The following is an 18960-nucleotide window of genomic DNA, read 5'->3' as shown; positions in this document are numbered from 1 at the left end:
CACAGATAATTCTTACGTAAGCGGTCAAACTAAACGCAAGAGAGGAACAACATCGTCCTCTCCAAGAGCTCCCGGGGCTTTTGGAATGGCGTTTATATAGATGGTTCATACGGCGATATCAGCACACCATTTTGACAGAAATTCCAAAGAAACATAAAATGGTGACACTGAGTTCCCCTTAATGGGGCGCCGTACTCTTTTTTTATAAAGGAAGGACAACCACATTATGGTCAATGTAAAACAATCACAAGTGTACTTATTATATGGGGAAGAATCCTATTTAATTCAAGAACATAAAAATAAAATCATTGAAAAAACATTAAAGAAAGAAGACCGGGAGTTTAATATTTCCCAGTATGATTTAGAAGAGACACCTATTGAGGATGTCATAACAGATGCAGAAACCTTTCCATTTCTTGGTGAAGGGAAAGTGGTTATTGCCAATCATCCCGTCTTTTTAAAGGCGAAGCCGGATAAACTTCCGTTCGAGCATGACACGGAGGTGCTGCTGGAATACCTTCAAAATCCTGCGGAATACACGGTGCTTATTCTAATTGCTCCTTATGAAAAGCTGGATGAACGGAAAAAAGTGTTCAAACAATTAAAAAAGAACGGAGAAGTCATCAGTTGCCAGCCGGTTAAAGAATGGGACGTTGACAAATGGGTCCAAACATTAGCGAATGATTTACATATCACCGTTCCTCCAGAGATTCATGAACTGTTCACTCAAGAAATTGGTGCAAATCTTATGGCGCTTAGAAAAGAAATGGAAAAATTGGCTTTGTATGTCGGAGAAGGCGGCGTTGTCACGAGAGAAATCGCAGAACAGCTTCTTTCCCACAGTGCAGAAGCTTCAGGGCTTAAACTTGTCGATGCCGTCATGGAAAAAGATTTGGGTCGAGCCATTCGGATTTATAAAGATCTGGAAAAACTGAATGAGGAGCCGATCGCTTTAACTGCCCTTCTGGCTTCTCAATTCAGGATTATCAGTCAAGCGAAGGTACTCAAACAAAAAGGATACGGCCAAAATCAAATGAAAAGTTATATTAAGGCCCACCCTTACGTTATAAAAATGGCGCTTAAAAGAGAGCGTGCCTTCACCCAACAGGAACTGGATCAAATTATGAATCAACTTGCAGAAACTGACTACAATTTGAAGCAGGGGAAAATGGAGAAAGCCCTGGCTTTTGAAATGCTTCTCTATCGCTTGATCAACATCAAACAAAACACACCCGTTTCTTCCTAATTATTGATCCAATATACTTGATCACGAGTCGTTTTCAAGCCAACCTGATCTCTAACATATCGGCTATAATAATTTTGAAATCGAGTCTTCCATTTAATGAAGATTAAACGAAAAGAAGCCCTCCAATGAATCGGAGGGCTTCTTTCATGTAAAAACGACCCATTCAAGAAAGAAGGATCGTCTGTTGGTCATAAATTACGAATGAATTATAATGCGTTGACTAGTTTAGTTAGGCGGGATTTTTTACGGTTCCCTGTGTTTTGAGGAAGGGCACCACGTTGAACAGCTTTGTCGATTTTCTTAACAGCTGTAGGAAGTGCTTCTTTCGCGTTCTCTACATCCTTGCTTTCAACAAGCTTTTCTACACGTTTAACCGCTGTACGCATGTCAGATTTGAAAGCTGCATTCAAGGAACGAGCGTCATCATTCGTACGTACACGTTTTTTCGCTGATTTAATGTTAGGCATAGTTTCACCTCCTAGGTAAAAACAAAAAACTCATTCATATCGAACAAGAGACATTTTACCAGAGCGGTAAGCTGTTTTCAATACTTATCTCATTACCAATCCCTTCATTTGCATAGTTTTTATCTGCTTGGGAGAAGATTTTCTTAAGGAGGTTGAAGTGAATGGAGGAAAATTTCGACTACACGTTGAGAACGGACCTGGCACTTGAGGCACAGGAAATGAATGTGAAAGATGAACCCGGATCCTCAGATACTGATGGGGTTGAGGTTCATGAAAATGAAAAGAATGATATTAAAATCACGTATGTAACGGTAGATGAAGCGGGTGCTGAACGAATTGGGAAGAAAGCGGGGCATTATGTCACGTTAGAATCGCTCGCTATTCGTAAGCAGGATCATCAATTGCAAGTGAATTTATCCAAAACGTTATCCGGCCAGCTAAGAAAATTGATGAATGAGTGTGGAATAAAGGATATGGACCGTGGGTTAATTGTCGGCCTTGGTAACCAAAATGTGACCCCGGATGCTTTAGGACCATTGGTAACAGAAGAAGTCTATGTAACGAGCCACTTATTTGAGCTTCATCCGGAAACCGTATCTGATGGCTACCGTCCCGTATCTGCTTTCACCCCCGGGGTCATGGGTGTCACAGGTATTGAAACCAGTGATATGGTCCATGGAATCATAGAACAAACGAAACCGGATTTCGTTCTGGTCATCGATGCTCTTGCATCACGTTCAATCAATCGCATCAATGCGACCATACAACTCTCTGATACGGGGATCCACCCAGGCTCTGGTGTGGGCAACAAGCGGAAAGAAATCAGCCGAGAGACATACGGAATTCCTGTGATCTCCATTGGTGTACCAACAGTAGTAGATGCCGTGACCATCACGAGTGATGCGATTGATTATGTGTTAAAACATTTTGGCAGAGAGTGGCGGGAAAAAGACCGTCCGTCCAATGCTTTGTCACCTGCCATGAACCCGTTTGAAAGAAAGACGCTGACGGCTGAAGACCACCCGAATGAAGAGCATAGCAAAGCGGTTATGGGCATGTTCGGCCAATTAGAAGAGATGGAAAAGAAACAACTGATTAAAGAAGTGCTGACCCCTCTGGGCCACAATTTGATGGTCACACCGAAAGAGGTGGACAGCTTTATCCAGGACATGGCTCATGTCATTGCTAAAGGGATCAATGGGGCCTTGCATCCGGGTATAGAAGATGGAGAAGCACAATCATATTTGAAATAATGATTTAATAGAGAGGTTCTATTAAATTCCTCTCTCTCATACCATTTACTAGATAGTGGATGAGGGGGAGGATTTTTCATGTCTCGTTACCCGATCATGAAGAAAAATAAGAAAAGTTATATGAAGCAGGGGACAAGGTGGACCATCATCGCAGTCACTGTTTTGCTTTTATTATTTATTGGTATCGGTATTCTTACAGGGGCAAAAACGACCTATCGTATTTATTCAAGTACGATACAAGAATGGACAACCAAGCTTGAAGGCAGTGCTTTTTTATATCTGTTCGAAATGGAAAACCGCTCCTTTAAAGATGCCCATCCGGAAGGAAATCGAATTCCGAGCTTGACCACATTGTCTTTTCAACTACTTACGAGCCTTACACCGAATGATCCAAGAAGCCTCCTGGGAAGGGAAATCCCTGGATTGTCTTCTTACAACAGTCAAATTATCATTGCTGGTAAAGGGACGGACTATTCCACACTCCCTATTGAGTCAGAACCTCCTATGATCGTAGATGACCGAGGGGAAGAAGGGGATGTGGAAGAAAATAACGAAGACGAAGGCAAATTGGAAGAGAAACCAGTGGGTGAAGATCGTGTTTATATTTACCACACGCACAACACAGAATCTTTTTATCCACACTTACCGGATGAGTCCACGGACCACGATGGAAAAGTAAATATTACTCTTATCGGAGAACGTCTTGGCGAAGGGTTAGAAAAAAGAGGGATTGGAACGATTGTTGATACAACAGATGTAGCTGCATTAAGAAGTGAAAAAGGAATGGAATATTATCAATCCTATGATGCCGTGAGACCAGTTGTTGAAGAAGCCATCAGTCAGAATGGTGACATCCGATATTTGTTTGACCTTCACAGGGATTCACTTTCCAAGGAGCACACCACAACGACGATCAACGGAAAAAATTACGCGCGTTTCGCTTTTGTTATAGGTGCGGAACACCCTCAATATGAACAAAACTTACAACTCGCATCCAAAATTCATCAGCTTCTCGAGGAAAAATATCCTGGGATCAGCCGGGGTGTCATTACGAAGAAGGGTTCGGGGGTAGACGGCATTTATAACCAGGACTTGCATCCGAATGCCATACTTATCGAGTTTGGCGGAGTTTATAATCATTTAGATGAGTTGTATCGTTCAGCAGATGTGATGGCTGAAGTTTTCAGTGATTATTACTTCGAGGATGAAAAAGTATCCACAGATTGATGGAGGAGGGGCGCAATGAAATGGTTGGCGGGGGGACTCATCGTTATCATTGTTTTTGTGACGGGAGCTTTTTATGGCATTGATAAAACGAACGAAAAGCTGGATGACCGGCCCGCTGTGGTGACGACTCAAATATCAGAGCAAGAAGTGGATCATAGCGTGGAAAAGCCAACATCCAAATCACCGGGTTCCGATGATTTTTGCGCCTCTCCTAATATAGAATCTGGAGCACCCTGGATCTCTAAGCTTGCCGGAGGGATGGGGCAAGGGGTAGCTTCGAGCTTCAATGGAGTCATCGTTGTTTTGTCTGAAATCATACAGGCGGGAGAATAAGATTCAGATGTTGTTGGGGTTTACATTGAATAATGCTTGCCGTATTGCTATAATCAACCTAGATATTTGTGTCGAATTCAGTAGGAGTGATTTAAGTTGACAGCACAATCTAAACAAGAAAGGGTCCGCAATTTTTCGATTATTGCCCATATCGACCATGGGAAATCGACGCTTGCAGACCGTATTCTGGAAAAAACGAAAGCTTTAACACAAAGAGAAATGAAAGAACAATTCCTTGATGCAATGGATCTTGAACGTGAACGTGGAATCACGATTAAATTAAATGCCGTTCAATTGTCTTATGAAGCGAACGATGGACAGGATTATACGTTCCACTTAATCGATACCCCGGGCCACGTCGACTTTACATATGAGGTCTCTCGTAGTTTAGCGGCCTGTGAAGGGGCGATCCTGGTTGTAGATGCTGCCCAGGGAATAGAAGCACAAACATTAGCCAATGTTTATCTAGCACTGGAAAACGATTTGGAAATCATCCCTGTCATTAATAAAATTGACCTTCCTGGTGCAGATCCTGAGCGGATTAAACAAGAAATTGAAGATGTCATCGGGATCGATGCTTCTGATGCCATTCTTGCTTCAGCTAAAGAAGGAGTAGGAATCGATGAGATTTTAGAGCGGATCGTTAGCGATATTCCGGCTCCTGAGGGCGATGTCAAAGATCCGACAAAGGCTCTGATTTTCGATTCCTTGTACGATTCGTACAGAGGTGTCGTTGCCTATACCTGTGTTCGTGAAGGCTCTATCAAACTTGGCGATAAAATTAAAATGATGGCGACGGGTAAAGAGTTCGAAGTGAACGAACTGGGTGTGTTTCGCCCGACCCCGACCCCATTGAAAGAGTTGAATGTCGGGGATGTCGGTTATTTGACGGCATCGATCAAAAATATCGGCGACAGCCGTGTGGGGGACACCATTACACTTGCCAATAACCCTGCAGCCGAACCACTGCCTGGTTATAAAAAGATGAATCCGATGGTGTTCTGCGGAATGTATCCTGTAGATGCGAGCAAATATAACGACCTTAGAGATGCTCTTGAACGCTTGGAACTTAATGATTCATCCCTTCAATTTGAACCGGAAACTTCCCAAGCACTTGGTTTTGGGTTCCGTTGTGGTTTCTTGGGAATGCTTCATATGGAAATCATTCAAGAACGTATCGAACGGGAATATAAGATCGATCTTATTACGACCGCACCAAGTGTTATATATCAGGTAACCCAAACAGATGGATCTGTTATCAATGTCGATAACCCTTCTATGATGCCGGATAACCAAAAACTTGAAGAAGTTCAGGAACCTTTTGTTAAAGCAACGGTCATGGTCCCTAACGATTATGTCGGTCCAGTCATGGAAATCTGTCAGCGTAAACGTGGTAATTTCATGGATATGCAGTATTTAGATGACAATAGGGTCAATATCGTTTATGAGATTCCATTGTCTGAAATTGTGTATGATTTCTTTGATTCCCTGAAATCTCAAACAAAAGGATATGCATCCTTTGATTACGAGTTGATTGGGTACCGTGTCTCCAACCTCGTGAAAATGGATATCTTGTTGAATGGGGATACCATTGATGCATTGTCCTTCATCGTACACCGTGACTTTGCGTATGAACGTGGAAAGCTCATTGCTGAAAAGCTTAAGCAATTAATTCCAAGACAGCAATTTGAAGTTCCTGTCCAAGCCGCGATCGGAAATAAAATTGTGGCTCGAACGACGATTAAAGCGATGCGTAAAAACGTTCTTTCCAAATGTTACGGAGGAGACATTTCCCGTAAGCGTAAATTGCTTGAAAAGCAAAAAGAAGGGAAGAAACGCATGAAGATGGTCGGATCTGTCGAGGTCCCTCAAGAGGCCTTCATGTCGGTCCTTGACTTGAACGAAGACTAAAGCTAAAGGAAGACAGTTGAAACCGCAGGAGATTTTTCTCTTGCGGTTTTCCTTATGAAAGGTGGTAACATCCATGAAAATTCCATCCGCATATATTCACATCCCTTTTTGTCAGCAGATTTGTCACTATTGTGATTTTACGAAATTTTTCTATAATGAGCGACTGGCAGATGAATATTTAGAAGCACTGGAAAAAGAAATTCACACCTATATCCCTGGAGAAAAAGCGAGTGTACGAACCATTTTTGTCGGAGGCGGAACCCCGACAGCCGTGAACCACAAGCAGTTAGAGAAGCTTTTACAAATGATTGATAATCATTTTGATATAGCTGGCTGTGAAGAATACACCTTTGAAGCAAATCCTGGTGATTTAGATGTGGAAAAAGTACGTTTGTTAAAAGAGTATGGCGTCGATCGTATATCACTCGGAGTTCAAGTCTTCGACGATGATATGCTCGAAAAGATTGGTCGTGTACACAAAGTAAAAGATGTTTATACGAATATTGATCGTCTAGTTCAGGCGGGTTTAACGAATGTGAGTATAGATCTTATGTATGCTCTCCCGGGACAAACGGTTGAAGATTTTGAAAAAACCATTGATGAAGCGATGCAGTTCGGCTTACCGCATTATTCTTCCTACTCTCTACAAATTGAACCGAAAACTGTGTTTTATCAACGGTACAAAAAGGGTAAGCTTTCCAAGGCGAAAGAAGATGATGAAGCAGAAATGTACGAATTACTACAGCGTAAATTAGCAGAAGCTGGCGCTGTGCAGTATGAAATCAGCAACTTTGCCAAGCCTGGGTTTGAAAGTAAACACAACCTGACATACTGGAATAATGAATATTATTATGGAATCGGAGCGGGTGCTCATGGGTATCTTCCGGGTAAACGGACAATAAATATCCGTCCTTTGCCTGCCTATGTGAAGAAAGCCACGGAAGATGGAAAACCCGTTCTCCACGAGGAACCTATTGGTCTGAAAGAACAGCTGGAGGAAGAAATGTTTCTCGGCCTCAGAAAGACACAAGGGGTATCGAAAGAGCTCTTCCAACAAAAGTATGGGAAAACACTTTTAGATGTTTTCGGAAACAAGCTTACGGAACTGAGAGAGCGCTCCTTAATAGCAGAAGACGCTGACCATATTCGTCTCACATCTAAGGGTCGCATTCTTGGTAATGAAGTATTCCAAGAGTTCTTATTGGATGAATAACGATCTACACGTTCTTCATCTATAAATGGTCGCCATAAGAAAGGTCTGTTGATTTACAATGATATGGGTAGGGTGGGTAACGGTGAGAATTCCACAAAAGAAGGAGCCGGGCGATACCTCGAAGGTCTTGTTAGAGATGGGTTTCCAGTACCTCCTGAGCGAGTCTGTTTCCTTCTCCCAACCCGAACTCTTATTGCGTCACTGTCTATACTTCCTGTCTTCAAAAAGGGTGCTTTAGGGAACGGAACATCAAGTATAAAAGGGGCATTTTCTAAAAGAGAAGAAGGACAGGGAGGAACGACTAAAAAAAAGAGCTTTATCCGTTGACATCCCTCAACCCTTTTGATAATTTATTATTAGATTTAGCACTCACTCCAAACGAGTGCTAACAGGGGTGATCATCGATGTTAACAGATAGACAATTGCTCATTTTGCAAGTCATTATTGATGATTTCATTCTGACCGCACAACCTATAGGGTCACGGTCAATAGCCAAAAAAGATGCTGTAACATTCAGTTCAGCAACGATAAGGAATGAAATGGCTGATTTAGAGGAACTGGGTTTTATTGAAAAAACTCATTCATCTTCCGGAAGGGTCCCCTCTGAAAAAGGGTATCGCTTCTATGTCGACCATCTTCTTTCTCCATTGCGCCTTTCCAGTCAAGAGATTGTGACAATTCGGGAAGCATTCGATGATAAAATGATGGAGTTTGAACGTGTGGTTCAGAAGTCAGCAGGTATTCTCTCCGATTTGACGAACTACACATCCATTGTCCTTGGACCTGAAGTATTCGAAACAAAACTAAAACAACTGCAGATCGTTCCATTGTCTGATCAGTCTGCTATTGCCATTTTAGTTACGGATACCGGTCATGTGGAGCATCGCGCTTTCAATGTTCCTGTTGAGATCAAGGGTGCAGATCTGGAAAAGATGGTGAACATTTTAAACAGCCGGCTCCAAGGAGTCCCGTTAGTAAAATTGCACGAGAAACTCTATTCTGAAATCAATGATCTATTAAAAACACATACAGATCATCACGAAGAAGCTTTCCAGTATTTGCGTGCAGCTCTTGTGGATGAACATCCGACGAAACTGTACATTGGTGGAAAGACAAACATTCTCATGCAACCTGAATTCAGGGACCTTGATAAAGTCAGGTCTTTATATGCCACCATCGAACGGGAAAGTGAGATGGCTGACTTGCTGCGGACCGGTAAGGAAGGAATTCAAGTCCGAATAGGACAAGAAAACCCTTTTGATGCTATGCAAAACTGCAGTCTGATTACGGCAAGTTATCAGCTCGGGAATGATCAAGTGGGTACAATTGCCCTCTTAGGTCCGACTCGCATGGAGTATAACCGAATGTTTTCATTGATGAACGTCTTATCAAAGCATATGACCGATACTTTCCGTGCCTGGTATTAGGACGGAAAACAGAAGAGGGTCAGCCGGCCCGTCGCTTCATTTTGTGTCATGCTTTTTCAGGATAAGGATTCATGTTATAGTCAGTAACGGTGTAATGGAAAGTAGGAGGTGGAAGTCATGGAAGAGAACAAACAAGAAATCATTGATGAAAAAGATGAAGCTCAAAATGAGGAATCTGAACAAACGGTAGTAGAAGAGACAGATGAATTAGAACAGCTTCGTCAGGAAAAAGAAGAAATCAATAATCGACTGCTTCGTTTGCAAGCGGATTATGATAATTTCCGCCGTCGTACTCAAAAAGAGAAAGAGGCGGATAGGAAATATAGATCCCAGAGCCTTGTAGAGGAATTGATCCCGGCTTTGGATAACTTTGAAAGAGCTCTCCAGGTGGAAGTGGATGGCGATGCTGCCAAAAACTTCGCAGATGGAATGAAAATGGTTTATGACCAATTTAAAGCAGCTCTGGAAAAAGAAGGCGTCGAAGAAATTCCTGCTAAAGGGGAAGAATTCGATCCTCATATGCATCAGGCGATTATGCAAGTCGAAGACGAAAATTATGAAAGTAATATTGTCGTAGAAGAGTTGCAAAAAGGATACCGCCTGAAAGATCGGGTTATCCGCCCGTCAATGGTAAAAGTGAACCAGTAAAAATTATCTTATGAACGAGTACGTAAAGGAGGACATTTAACCATGGGTAAAATCATTGGTATTGACTTAGGTACAACAAACTCTTGTGTAGCAGTAATGGAGGGTGGAGAAGCGAAAGTAATTCCCAACCCTGAAGGGAACCGTACAACCCCATCTGCTGTTGCATTTAAGAATGGTGAACGTCAAGTAGGGGAGGTCGCTAAACGACAGGCGATTACAAACCCGAACACGATTCTTTCCATCAAACGTCATATGGGAACAGACTACAAGGTAGAAGTTGAAGGTAAAGAATATACACCTCAAGAAGTTTCTGCCATCATTCTTCAGTATATCAAGAGCTATGCAGAAGATTATCTTGGAGAAACAGTAGATAAAGCAATTATCACGGTACCAGCTTACTTTAACGACGCTGAGCGTCAGGCTACAAAAGACGCTGGTAAAATCGCTGGTCTTGAAGTAGAGCGTATCATCAATGAGCCGACAGCAGCTGCACTTGCTTACGGCATTGATAAAGAAGACCAAGATCAAACAATTCTTGTTTATGACCTTGGTGGCGGTACATTTGACGTATCTATTCTTGAAATTGGAGATGGAACGTTTGAAGTTATTTCTACAGCCGGGGACAACCGTCTAGGTGGAGATGATTTCGACCAAGTCATTATTGATCACATGGTAGCTGAATTCAAAAAAGAAAACGGCATTGATTTGTCCCAGGATAAAATGGCAAAACAGCGCCTTAAAGACGCCGCTGAAAAAGCGAAAAAAGACCTTTCTGGCGTTGCGCAGACACAAATTTCTCTTCCATTCATCACAGCAGGGGAAGCAGGACCGCTTCACCTTGAGATGAACTTGACTCGTGCGAAATTCGAAGAGCTTGCATCTGACCTTGTTGAACGTTCTATGAAACCGACACGTCAAGCTCTTAAAGATGCAGACATGAGTGCAAGTGACATCCACAAAGTTATTCTTGTAGGTGGGTCTACTCGTATCCCAGCTGTACAAGAAGCCATTAAGAAAGAAATCGGCAAAGAACCTTCTAAAGGTGTAAACCCTGATGAAGTTGTCGCGCTTGGTGCATCCATCCAAGGTGGCGTACTTCAAGGCGATGTGAAGGACGTTGTACTTCTTGACGTCACTCCACTTTCCCTTGGAATCGAAACAATGGGCGGCGTTACGACGAAATTGATCGAACGTAACACAACAATTCCGACGAGCCACTCTCAAGTGTTCTCAACTGCTGCTGACAACCAGACAGCTGTTGATATTCACGTCTTGCAGGGTGAGCGTGAAATGGCCCAAGATAACAAGACACTTGGTCGTTTCCAGTTGACAGATATCCCACCAGCACCACGCGGTGTGCCTCAAATCGAAGTAAGCTTCGACATTGATGCTAACGGAATCGTTAACGTACGTGCTAAAGACATGGGTACAAACAAAGAACAATCCATCACAATCAAGTCTTCTTCCGGCCTTTCTGATGAAGAAGTCGAAGAAATGGTTCGTCAGGCGGAAGAAAACGCTGAAGAAGACAAGAAGAAACGTGAAGCGATTGAACTTCGTAACGAAGCGGACCAGCTAATCTTCACGACAGACAAGACCATCAAAGATCTTGGCGAACAAGTAAGTGAAGAAGAAAAACAAAAAGCTGAATCTGCGAAAGAAGAACTTCAGACAGCCCTTGAAGGCGAAGATCTAGAAGCAATCAAAGAGAAGAAAGAAGCACTTCAAGAACAAGTGCAAGCTCTTTCTGTGAAGCTTTATGAGCAGGCACAAGCACAAGCTGAAGCTGCTCAAGGCCAAGAAGGCGGCGGTGCTGAAGATGATGTCGTTGATGCAGACTATGAAGAAGTGAACGACGATGAGGACAAGAAGTAAGAAAAGGTAGAAAAAAAGTCAAAGTCAGGTTCTTCTTGACTTTGACTTTTTTCATGAAAAGGCAAAGAGGTGACGTTTGCCTGCCTAGATTTTCAATGTTAATATAAACCTTATGTAATAGCGTCCGGGAGAGTGATCGACAAGTGAGTAAACGTGATTATTATGAAGTCCTTGGCGTGTCCAAGGATGCTTCAAAAGATGAAATAAAGAAAGCCTACCGAAAACTGGCGCGTAAGTATCACCCTGACGTCAGTGAGGAAGACAATGCTTCTGAAAAGTTCAAAGAAGCGAAAGAAGCTTATGAAACGTTAAGCGACCAGCAAAAACGTGCCCAATATGATCAATTTGGTCATGCCGGTCCTAACCAGGGCGGCTTTGGAGGCTTCGGTGGAGGCGCTGAAGACTTCGGCGGCTTCGGCGATATTTTCGATATGTTCTTCGGTGGTGGAGGACGACGCCGTGATCCGAACGCTCCACGTAAAGGTGCGGATTTGCAATATACAATGACCCTTCAGTTCGAAGAGTCCATTTTTGGTAAGTCTACCGATATCGAAATTCCAATGGAAGAAGAGTGTGATACTTGTGATGGTTCCGGCGCTAAACCAGGAACATCACCTGAAACTTGCTCCCACTGTCAAGGTTCAGGACAAGTCAATCAAGAACAGAACACACCGTTCGGTCGCGTCGTCAACCGTCGTGTTTGTCATCACTGCCAAGGAACAGGTAAATTCATCAAAGACAAATGTAACACCTGTGGCGGCGATGGCCGTGTGACAAAGCGCAAGAAAATTCACCTGGATATCCCAGCAGGTATTGATGACGGCCAACAAATTCGTGTCCAAGGTAAAGGGGAAGAAGGTGTCAACGGAGGTCCGGCTGGCGACTTATTCGTAGTCATCCGCGTTCAGCCACATGAATTCTTCCAACGTGAGGGCGATCACATTTTCTGTGAAATTCCTCTTACCTTTGCACAGGCAGCACTTGGGGATGAAATTGAAGTCCCTACCGTACACGGGAATGTGAAGTTGAAAGTGCCTGCAGGAACACAAACAGGAAAGACATTCCGTTTGAAAGAGAAAGGGGCACCGAACGTCCATGGCCGTGGGCAAGGGGACCAGCATGTTAAGATGAAAGTCATAACCCCTAAGAATTTGACGGAAAGACAGAAAGAATTGCTTCGTGAATTTAATGATATTAGTGGTAATGAAGCCACAGATGAGCAGCACGGGAACTTTTTCGAACGTATGAAGCGTGCATTTAAGGGAGACAGCTAAAGGTTAAAAGGAAGGTGTCTGTACGATTGGTTGATGGGTAGTTCATGGAATTTCCCGTTCTTTCGTGCAGGCACTTTTTATCTTGAGAGTCTGGTTGACTATCCATAGGTACTTAGAAAAAATAATGAAGAGGGTGGATCATCAATGAAATGGTCTGAAGTATGTATCCATACGACAACAGAAGCAATTGAACCGGTATCAAATATTCTGCATGAGTCAGGAGCGAGTGGCGTCGTCATCGAAGACCCATCAGATATGAAAAGAAAGAAAACGAAGCTTGGAGAAATTTACGAATTGAATCCAGATGATTATCCGGCTGAAGGCGTGTATGTTAAAGCCTACCTGCCTATGAATAGTTTTCTTGGTGAAACCGTTGATGGAATTAAAAAAACTGTATCAAATCTAACAGAATTCGGCATTGATATTGGGCACAATAATGTGACGATCAGTGAAATTCATGAAGAAGATTGGGCAACCGCGTGGAAAAAATATTATAAACCAGTCAAGATCTCAGAAAAGATCACGATCATCCCGACCTGGGAAGACTACACGCCGGTATCCAGTGATGAAATCATTATTGAAATGGACCCTGGAATGGCTTTTGGAACAGGTACACACCCGACAACAGTTCTTAGCATACAGGCTTTGGAGCAGTATTTAGAAAAAGGAGATAAGGTACTGGATGTTGGAGCGGGATCTGGAATACTAAGTGTAGCCTCTGTTCTTTTGGGTGCCGAACATGCGTATGCCTATGATTTAGATGATGTAGCTGTTTCAAGTACAAAGAACAATGCTGCTTTAAATGGTGTGGAAGATAAAGTCACATCTAAACTCAATGACCTTCTTGAAGGAGTAGACTGGGAAGCAGATTTAATTGTGTCAAATATTCTGGCAGAGATTATTGTCAAATTCACAGATGATGCCTATCGTGTCGTCAAGCCTGGAGGATATTTCATTACTTGCGGAATTATTTCTGGGCGAAAGGAAATGGTTCGAGAACAATTGATTCAATCAGGTTTTGAAATTGTTGAGACGAACAAGATGGAAGACTGGGTAAGCATCATCGCGAAAAAACCGGAGTGATTGCATGCAACGTTATTTTGTTGATCAAGAATGTTGGAACGATGACGCCCTTTATGTGAATGGGGAAGATACCCATCATATTGTAAGAGTGATGCGAATGGGGGAAGGGGACAACCTTGTAGCCATCCATCCAGAAAAAGGCCCCGCTTTATGCGAAATCACAAAAGTGGCTGAGGACGTTGTCCATTGTATTGTTGTCACCTGGATGGAGGAAGACCGGGAACTTCCTGTCCACGTGACGATCGTAGCGAGTCTTGGAAAAGGGGATAAACTGGAGCAAATTGTCCAAAAAGGAACAGAACTTGGTGCTTCTGCTTTTATTCCATACCAAGCCGATCGTTCCGTTGCCAAATGGGATCAGAAAAAAGCAGTCAAGAAGGTCGAGAGATTGCAGAAAATATCCAAAGAAGCGAGTGAGCAGTCTGAACGAACCATTATCCCTGAGGTTCAGTCTGTTCATACTATTCATCAACTTTTGGAATTAAAAGAGCAATATGACCACTGTTTATTCGGATATGCGAAAGAGGCGAGACAAGAAAAGTCTCGTTCGTTGAGTGAGGTTTTCGGATCATTAAAGCGGGAGGAGTCGGTTTTAGTGGTTTTCGGACCTGAAGGTGGATTTTCTGAAAGTGAAGTGGAAAAACTATTACACGAAGGGTTCAACTCGATTCGGTTAGGTCCGCGAATTTTACGAATGGAAACAGCCCCTCTTTATTTCCTTTCCAGTCTTTCTTATAAGTTGGAAGAAGTTTGAATAAGAGAGATTAGCTCGCATTTTAATCGCTTTCATGCTAAGATGTAATAGATGTACGGACAACTTAAACTTGAAAGGACGATCTACAAATGGAACAAAATCTAGCTAAAATGATTGATCATACACAGCTTAAACCCGACACACAGAAAGATAAAATCACCCAAATTTGCAAGGAAGCAAAAGAACAAAACTTTGCCTCTGTATGTGTCAACCCTCACTGGGTATCTTACTGCGCCGAGTTACTAGAAGGAACAGATGTGAAGGTTTGTACAGTCATTGGTTTTCCACTAGGAGCGACAACGAAAGAAACAAAAGCTTTTGAAACAAAGCAAGCTATTGAAAAAGGCGCAACTGAAGTTGATATGGTAATTAACATCGGTGAGTTAAAATCAGGGAACAAACAACTTGTCCAACAAGATATTGAAGCAGTCGTTCGTGAAGCGGAAGGAAAAGCTATTGTAAAAGTAATCATTGAGACTTCCCTTCTTACAGAGGATGAGAAAGTAGCAGCATGTGAACTTGCAAAAGCTGCAGGAGCAGACTTTGTCAAAACATCGACTGGTTTCTCTGGTGGAGGAGCTACGGTTGAGGATATCAGCTTGATGCGTAAAACAGTCGGCCCGGAAATGGGAGTGAAAGCATCCGGCGGAGTCCGTGACTACGAAGGTGCAAAAGCAATGATCGAAGCTGGTGCGACTCGCATCGGTGCAAGCTCCGGAATCGCCATCGTAAATGGCGAACAAGGAACTTCTGATTATTAATCATCCGAAAGAAGCCATCTCGAAAAGGGGATGGCTTCTTTTTATGAGCTCACACCTTTATTAAAGAATATGGCAGGATTCTTGAAGACTCAGTTTCGAGATAACAGGGATTCGTTTGCCGTATTCAGAGTCAGGGGTGGATGGGAAGCTACTCGCTTTCCTGTGGGGGAGCGCCGAGCTTCCTCGGACTGCGTCCTGCGGGATCTCGCCTATCTCCTTCTCCCACGGGAGTCTCGCAGCTTCCCAACCACCCCATTCCATGAAGATGAGAAACGAACCCCTTTACTATGGGAAGTTGCCTTCCATTATTCTGGTGTTATAAGCATAAAGCGCACTATAACAAGCTTTTCGCATGCAACTACCATATGCATAAAAGCAGCTTATTCCGGATGTGGTTTCGAGATACTTATATGGCAAAGGGGCGGAGGGGAATGGCGAGACTCCTGCGGGACAAAAGTGCATGGTGAGACCCCACAGGACGCAGTCCGAGGAGGCTCACCGCGCTCCCGCGGAAAGCGAGCCATTCCCCGCAGCCCCTATCCACACAACAAACAACTCGAAACTGAGTCTTCCACAAACGGGAGCTATAATGGAGGAGAGAGTAGTGGGGTTTGACTTTCGAGGTTATTTGAAAGAATGTATAGGGGAGGAGGGATGAGATGAATAGGAAAGATCATGTTAAAATGCACAGTTACCCTGGGATGGTAGCCGTTGTGGGGGTTTTTCACGAAGGGAAGGTCAACTTTATGGCTGCCGGCTGGCACGCATACTTATCTATGTCCCCACCCATGTACGGCGTAGCTATAGGAAGAGAAAGGCATACATATGAGATGGTAAAACAATCGACCCAATTTACGATCAACTTCCTCCCTTTTGAGGAGGCGGGATTCATCCAATACAGCGGGACTGTTTCAGGAAGGGATGTTGATAAAAACCAAATGTACGATCAGCCTTGGAGAATGGAACGGAATGGATTTCCTTTGCTTGAACGTGCCTATCTCGCCTATGAGTGCCAAGTCCATCAAATCGTTCCTACAGGGGACCATGATTGGGTGATCGGTGACATAGAGGGCTGTCACTACAAGGAAGAAAAATTTCTTGAAAATGGGTTGCCGAACTTTGAAAACTTGAACATTCCGCTCTACCTCGGGCGTTCAAGTTATATGGGGCTGGATAAAGAGGTAGAGATCAGAGAAGTTAACGCCCCATTATCTTTCAAAAAAAGTTGACCATATGACATGCATATAATATAATTGTCAAAGGTATGGGGGGTTCCCATACAAGAGAAACAGTTTTGTTTGCTTCGGAGGGAGGGAAATTAGCATGTCAAAAACAACTCGCGTTCGTAAAAACGAGTCTCTTGAAGATGCTCTTCGTCGCTTTAAGCGTGATGTATCAAAAAGTGGTACATTAGCGGAATATCGTAAGCGTGAATATTACGATAAGCCTAGCGTACGCCGTAAGAAAAAGTCTGAGGCGGCTAGAAAGCGTAAGTAATTAAAGAGGGTGTTGAAGAGATGACAATTACAGACCGTCTCACCCAGGATATGAAAACAGCCATGAAAGCCCGCGATAAGGAAAGATTATCGACGATCCGCATGGTGAGAGCTTCTATGCAGAATGAAGCCATAAAACTGGGAAAAGACTCATTATCTGAAGAAGAAGAATTGACTGTTTTATCTCGTGAGGTAAAGCAGAGAAATGATTCCCTCCATGAATTCAAAGAAGCTGGACGTGAAGATCTTGTAGAAGGACTCGAACGTGAAATTGAGATTTTACAAGTATATATGCCGAAACAGCTGACAGATGAAGAACTCAAGCAAGTCGTTGATGAGACGATTCAGGAAGTAGGCGCTACTTCTAAGAGTGACATGGGTAAAGTCATGAGTGCCGTCATGCCTAAAGTCAAGGGCAAGGCCGACGGAACCAAGGTCAATAAGCTCGTTCTTCAGCAACTATCGTAAATATAAAGGCCTCTCTTTGTTAAGGGAGGCCTTTTTACATACGCTAAACATCTCTTCGATCCGTTTATGAAAGTACTAAACTTTTTTGAAACCAACCATGGTTTTGTTTCGTAAACGTATTATATGGTGGGAAGGCTACCTGTAAAGGAGGTGAAAATGAATGAAGCGGTCTTTACGTTTAGGTGTTTGGGGGATACTCCTTATTTTAGGAAGCGTTTTATCATTCTTCCATCTTCAATCAACGGTGCAAGCAGACGGGGAAGGTCAGACAGTTTATGTCATTCCCGTAAAAGATACGGTGGAGCGTGGGATGGCTGCATTCCTTAACCGAACGACAGAAGAAGCTCGTGAAAATGGCGTGGATCATATTATATTTGAAATCGATACGCCGGGAGGTCGCGTGGATGCGGCGGGTGATATAGGAGAAATCTTTCAAGATTTAGATGTTCCGAATAGTGCGTTTGTAACAAACAGGGCTTATTCGGCTGGTTCATATATTGCTTTAAACGCAGATGCGATTTACATGAAGCAGACGGCGACCATGGGCGCATCCGGGGTCATTAATTCTGATGGAACGGCTGCTGATAAGAAGGCTCAATCGGCCTGGATTTCATCCATGGTAGCAGCTGCTGAATCTACAGGACGTGACCCTATATATGCACGGGCTATGGCCGATTCCTCCGTCGATTTAAAGGATTATGGAGCTCCTGAGGGAGAATTTTTGACATTGGGAGCAACAGATGCAGAAGAGGTAGGCTATGCGGAAGGAATCGTTGACGACCGTAATGAGCTTCTCAGCGTCCTTGGTTTGTCTGATGCAACCGTCATAGAGGAGAACCCTACTCTTTCTGAGAATATTGCCAGATTCCTGACAGATCCCGTTGTTATTCCAATCTTATTATCCGTTGCAAGTATTGGTCTCGTTGTTGAATTGTATTCACCAGGCTTTGGCATACCAGGAACAATGGGAGCGCTCTCGCTTGTGCTGTTTTTTTATGGTCACATTGTTGCTGGCCTGGCCGGATATGAGGCGATTATTCTGCTCGTCCTTGGGATCGGGTTAGTGATAGCTGAATTCTTTTTACCAGGAGGCATTGCAGGAATAGCTGGGGTCGTAGCGATAGTATCCTCATTAATGCTTTCATCAGCGGATATGGGGCATATGGCCATGAGTATAGGAATTGCTTTATTGGTGACAATTGTTGTATCCATTGTACTATTCAAATTTGTTGGTTTGGAAAGAGGCTTCTTTCGTCATATCATTTTGAATGATTCCACTTCATCTGAAAAAGGATATGTATCTTCACAAAACCGTTTGGATTTAATCGGTATGGAAGGGGAGGCGATTACACCACTCCGCCCTTCTGGTACAGCTGATTTTGATGGTGAACGGTTGGATGTTGTATCTGAAGGTGGTTTCATTTCTGTTCATCAAGCAGTAAAAATTATCAAAACAGAAGGCTCACGTATTGTTGTGCGTGAGGTTAAAAAAGCAGAAAAAGAGGAGGAAACAAAGTGACACTT

The 18960-nt window shown here is 43.2% G+C and carries 18 protein-coding genes; 17 read left to right on the top strand and 1 reads right to left on the bottom strand.

What is annotated here, in order from left to right; translation table 11 throughout:
* Positions 1-226: 226 nt before the first annotated feature.
* Positions 227-1246 carry a DNA polymerase III subunit delta gene (gene holA / locus ACJA3J_RS14495; RefSeq protein ID WP_406944429.1) on the top strand — a complete coding sequence of 340 codons (1020 nt, stop codon included), beginning with the start codon at positions 227-229 and terminating at the stop codon, positions 1244-1246.
* A 206-nt stretch (positions 1247-1452) separates the two neighbouring features.
* Here holA and rpsT read toward each other — a convergent pair whose 3' ends face one another.
* Positions 1453-1713, bottom strand: a complete 261-nt coding sequence (gene rpsT, locus ACJA3J_RS14490) for a 30S ribosomal protein S20 (RefSeq protein ID WP_089654321.1) — start codon at positions 1711-1713, stop codon at positions 1453-1455.
* Positions 1714-1874: 161 nt separating this feature from the next.
* Between rpsT and gpr the strand changes: the two genes are divergently transcribed.
* From gpr to ACJA3J_RS14410, 16 genes are all read left to right on the top strand, one after another.
* Entirely contained in the window at positions 1875-2966 is a 1092-nt protein-coding gene (gpr, locus tag ACJA3J_RS14485) for a GPR endopeptidase (protein ID WP_406944428.1), read from the top strand.
* 78 nt (positions 2967-3044) lie between these two features.
* A complete protein-coding gene (spoIIP, locus tag ACJA3J_RS14480) occupies positions 3045-4193 on the top strand; it encodes a stage II sporulation protein P (protein ID WP_115822501.1) in 1149 nt (382 codons plus the stop codon).
* Between the two features lie 15 nt (positions 4194-4208).
* Positions 4209-4526, top strand: a complete 318-nt coding sequence (locus ACJA3J_RS14475; protein ID WP_406944427.1) for a hypothetical protein — start codon at positions 4209-4211, stop codon at positions 4524-4526.
* 96 nt (positions 4527-4622) lie between these two features.
* A complete protein-coding gene (lepA, locus tag ACJA3J_RS14470; RefSeq protein WP_406944426.1) occupies positions 4623-6437 on the top strand; it encodes a translation elongation factor 4 in 1815 nt (604 codons plus the stop codon).
* 73 nt (positions 6438-6510) lie between these two features.
* Positions 6511-7650 (top strand): radical SAM family heme chaperone HemW, encoded by a 1140-nt coding sequence (gene hemW, locus ACJA3J_RS14465; RefSeq protein WP_406944425.1) that lies wholly within the window; start codon positions 6511-6513, stop codon positions 7648-7650.
* Between the two features lie 404 nt (positions 7651-8054).
* Complete coding sequence (gene hrcA, locus ACJA3J_RS14460) at positions 8055-9077, top strand: heat-inducible transcriptional repressor HrcA (protein ID WP_115822497.1); 1023 nt, start codon at positions 8055-8057, stop codon at positions 9075-9077.
* 117 nt (positions 9078-9194) lie between these two features.
* A complete protein-coding gene (gene grpE, locus ACJA3J_RS14455; protein WP_089654313.1) occupies positions 9195-9725 on the top strand; it encodes a nucleotide exchange factor GrpE in 531 nt (176 codons plus the stop codon).
* A 42-nt stretch (positions 9726-9767) separates the two neighbouring features.
* Positions 9768-11600 carry a molecular chaperone DnaK gene (dnaK, locus tag ACJA3J_RS14450; RefSeq protein ID WP_089654312.1) on the top strand — a complete coding sequence of 611 codons (1833 nt, stop codon included), beginning with the start codon at positions 9768-9770 and terminating at the stop codon, positions 11598-11600.
* Between the two features lie 143 nt (positions 11601-11743).
* Positions 11744-12874: a molecular chaperone DnaJ gene (gene dnaJ, locus ACJA3J_RS14445; RefSeq protein ID WP_089654311.1), complete on the top strand. Its 1131-nt coding sequence runs from the start codon at positions 11744-11746 to the stop codon at positions 12872-12874.
* 144 nt (positions 12875-13018) lie between these two features.
* Positions 13019-13957, top strand: a complete 939-nt coding sequence (prmA, locus tag ACJA3J_RS14440) for a 50S ribosomal protein L11 methyltransferase (protein WP_115893532.1) — start codon at positions 13019-13021, stop codon at positions 13955-13957.
* 4 nt (positions 13958-13961) lie between these two features.
* Complete coding sequence (locus ACJA3J_RS14435) at positions 13962-14711, top strand: 16S rRNA (uracil(1498)-N(3))-methyltransferase (RefSeq protein WP_406944424.1); 750 nt, start codon at positions 13962-13964, stop codon at positions 14709-14711.
* A gap of 89 nt (positions 14712-14800) precedes the next feature.
* Complete coding sequence (gene deoC, locus ACJA3J_RS14430; RefSeq protein WP_089654308.1) at positions 14801-15472, top strand: deoxyribose-phosphate aldolase; 672 nt, start codon at positions 14801-14803, stop codon at positions 15470-15472.
* 659 nt (positions 15473-16131) lie between these two features.
* The gene (locus ACJA3J_RS14425; protein WP_406944423.1) at positions 16132-16701 is read left to right on the top strand and encodes a flavin reductase family protein; all 570 of its coding nucleotides are present in this window, start codon (positions 16132-16134) and stop codon (positions 16699-16701) included.
* Positions 16702-16795: 94 nt separating this feature from the next.
* Entirely contained in the window at positions 16796-16969 is a 174-nt protein-coding gene (gene rpsU, locus ACJA3J_RS14420) for a 30S ribosomal protein S21 (RefSeq protein WP_008638284.1), read from the top strand.
* Positions 16970-16989: 20 nt separating this feature from the next.
* Positions 16990-17436: a GatB/YqeY domain-containing protein gene (locus ACJA3J_RS14415; protein WP_089654304.1), complete on the top strand. Its 447-nt coding sequence runs from the start codon at positions 16990-16992 to the stop codon at positions 17434-17436.
* Positions 17437-17596: 160 nt separating this feature from the next.
* Positions 17597-18955: a nodulation protein NfeD gene (locus ACJA3J_RS14410; protein ID WP_089654303.1), complete on the top strand. Its 1359-nt coding sequence runs from the start codon at positions 17597-17599 to the stop codon at positions 18953-18955.
* The last annotated feature ends 5 nt before the right edge of the window (positions 18956-18960 follow it).

Origin of the sequence: Halobacillus sp. SY10, assembly GCF_045401165.1 — a bacterium.
Lineage (GTDB): Bacteria > Bacillota > Bacilli > Bacillales > Halobacillaceae > Halobacillus > Halobacillus aidingensis.
Note: the sequence above shows the minus strand (reverse complement) of the source record. Positions and strands in the feature narration are given on the sequence as shown.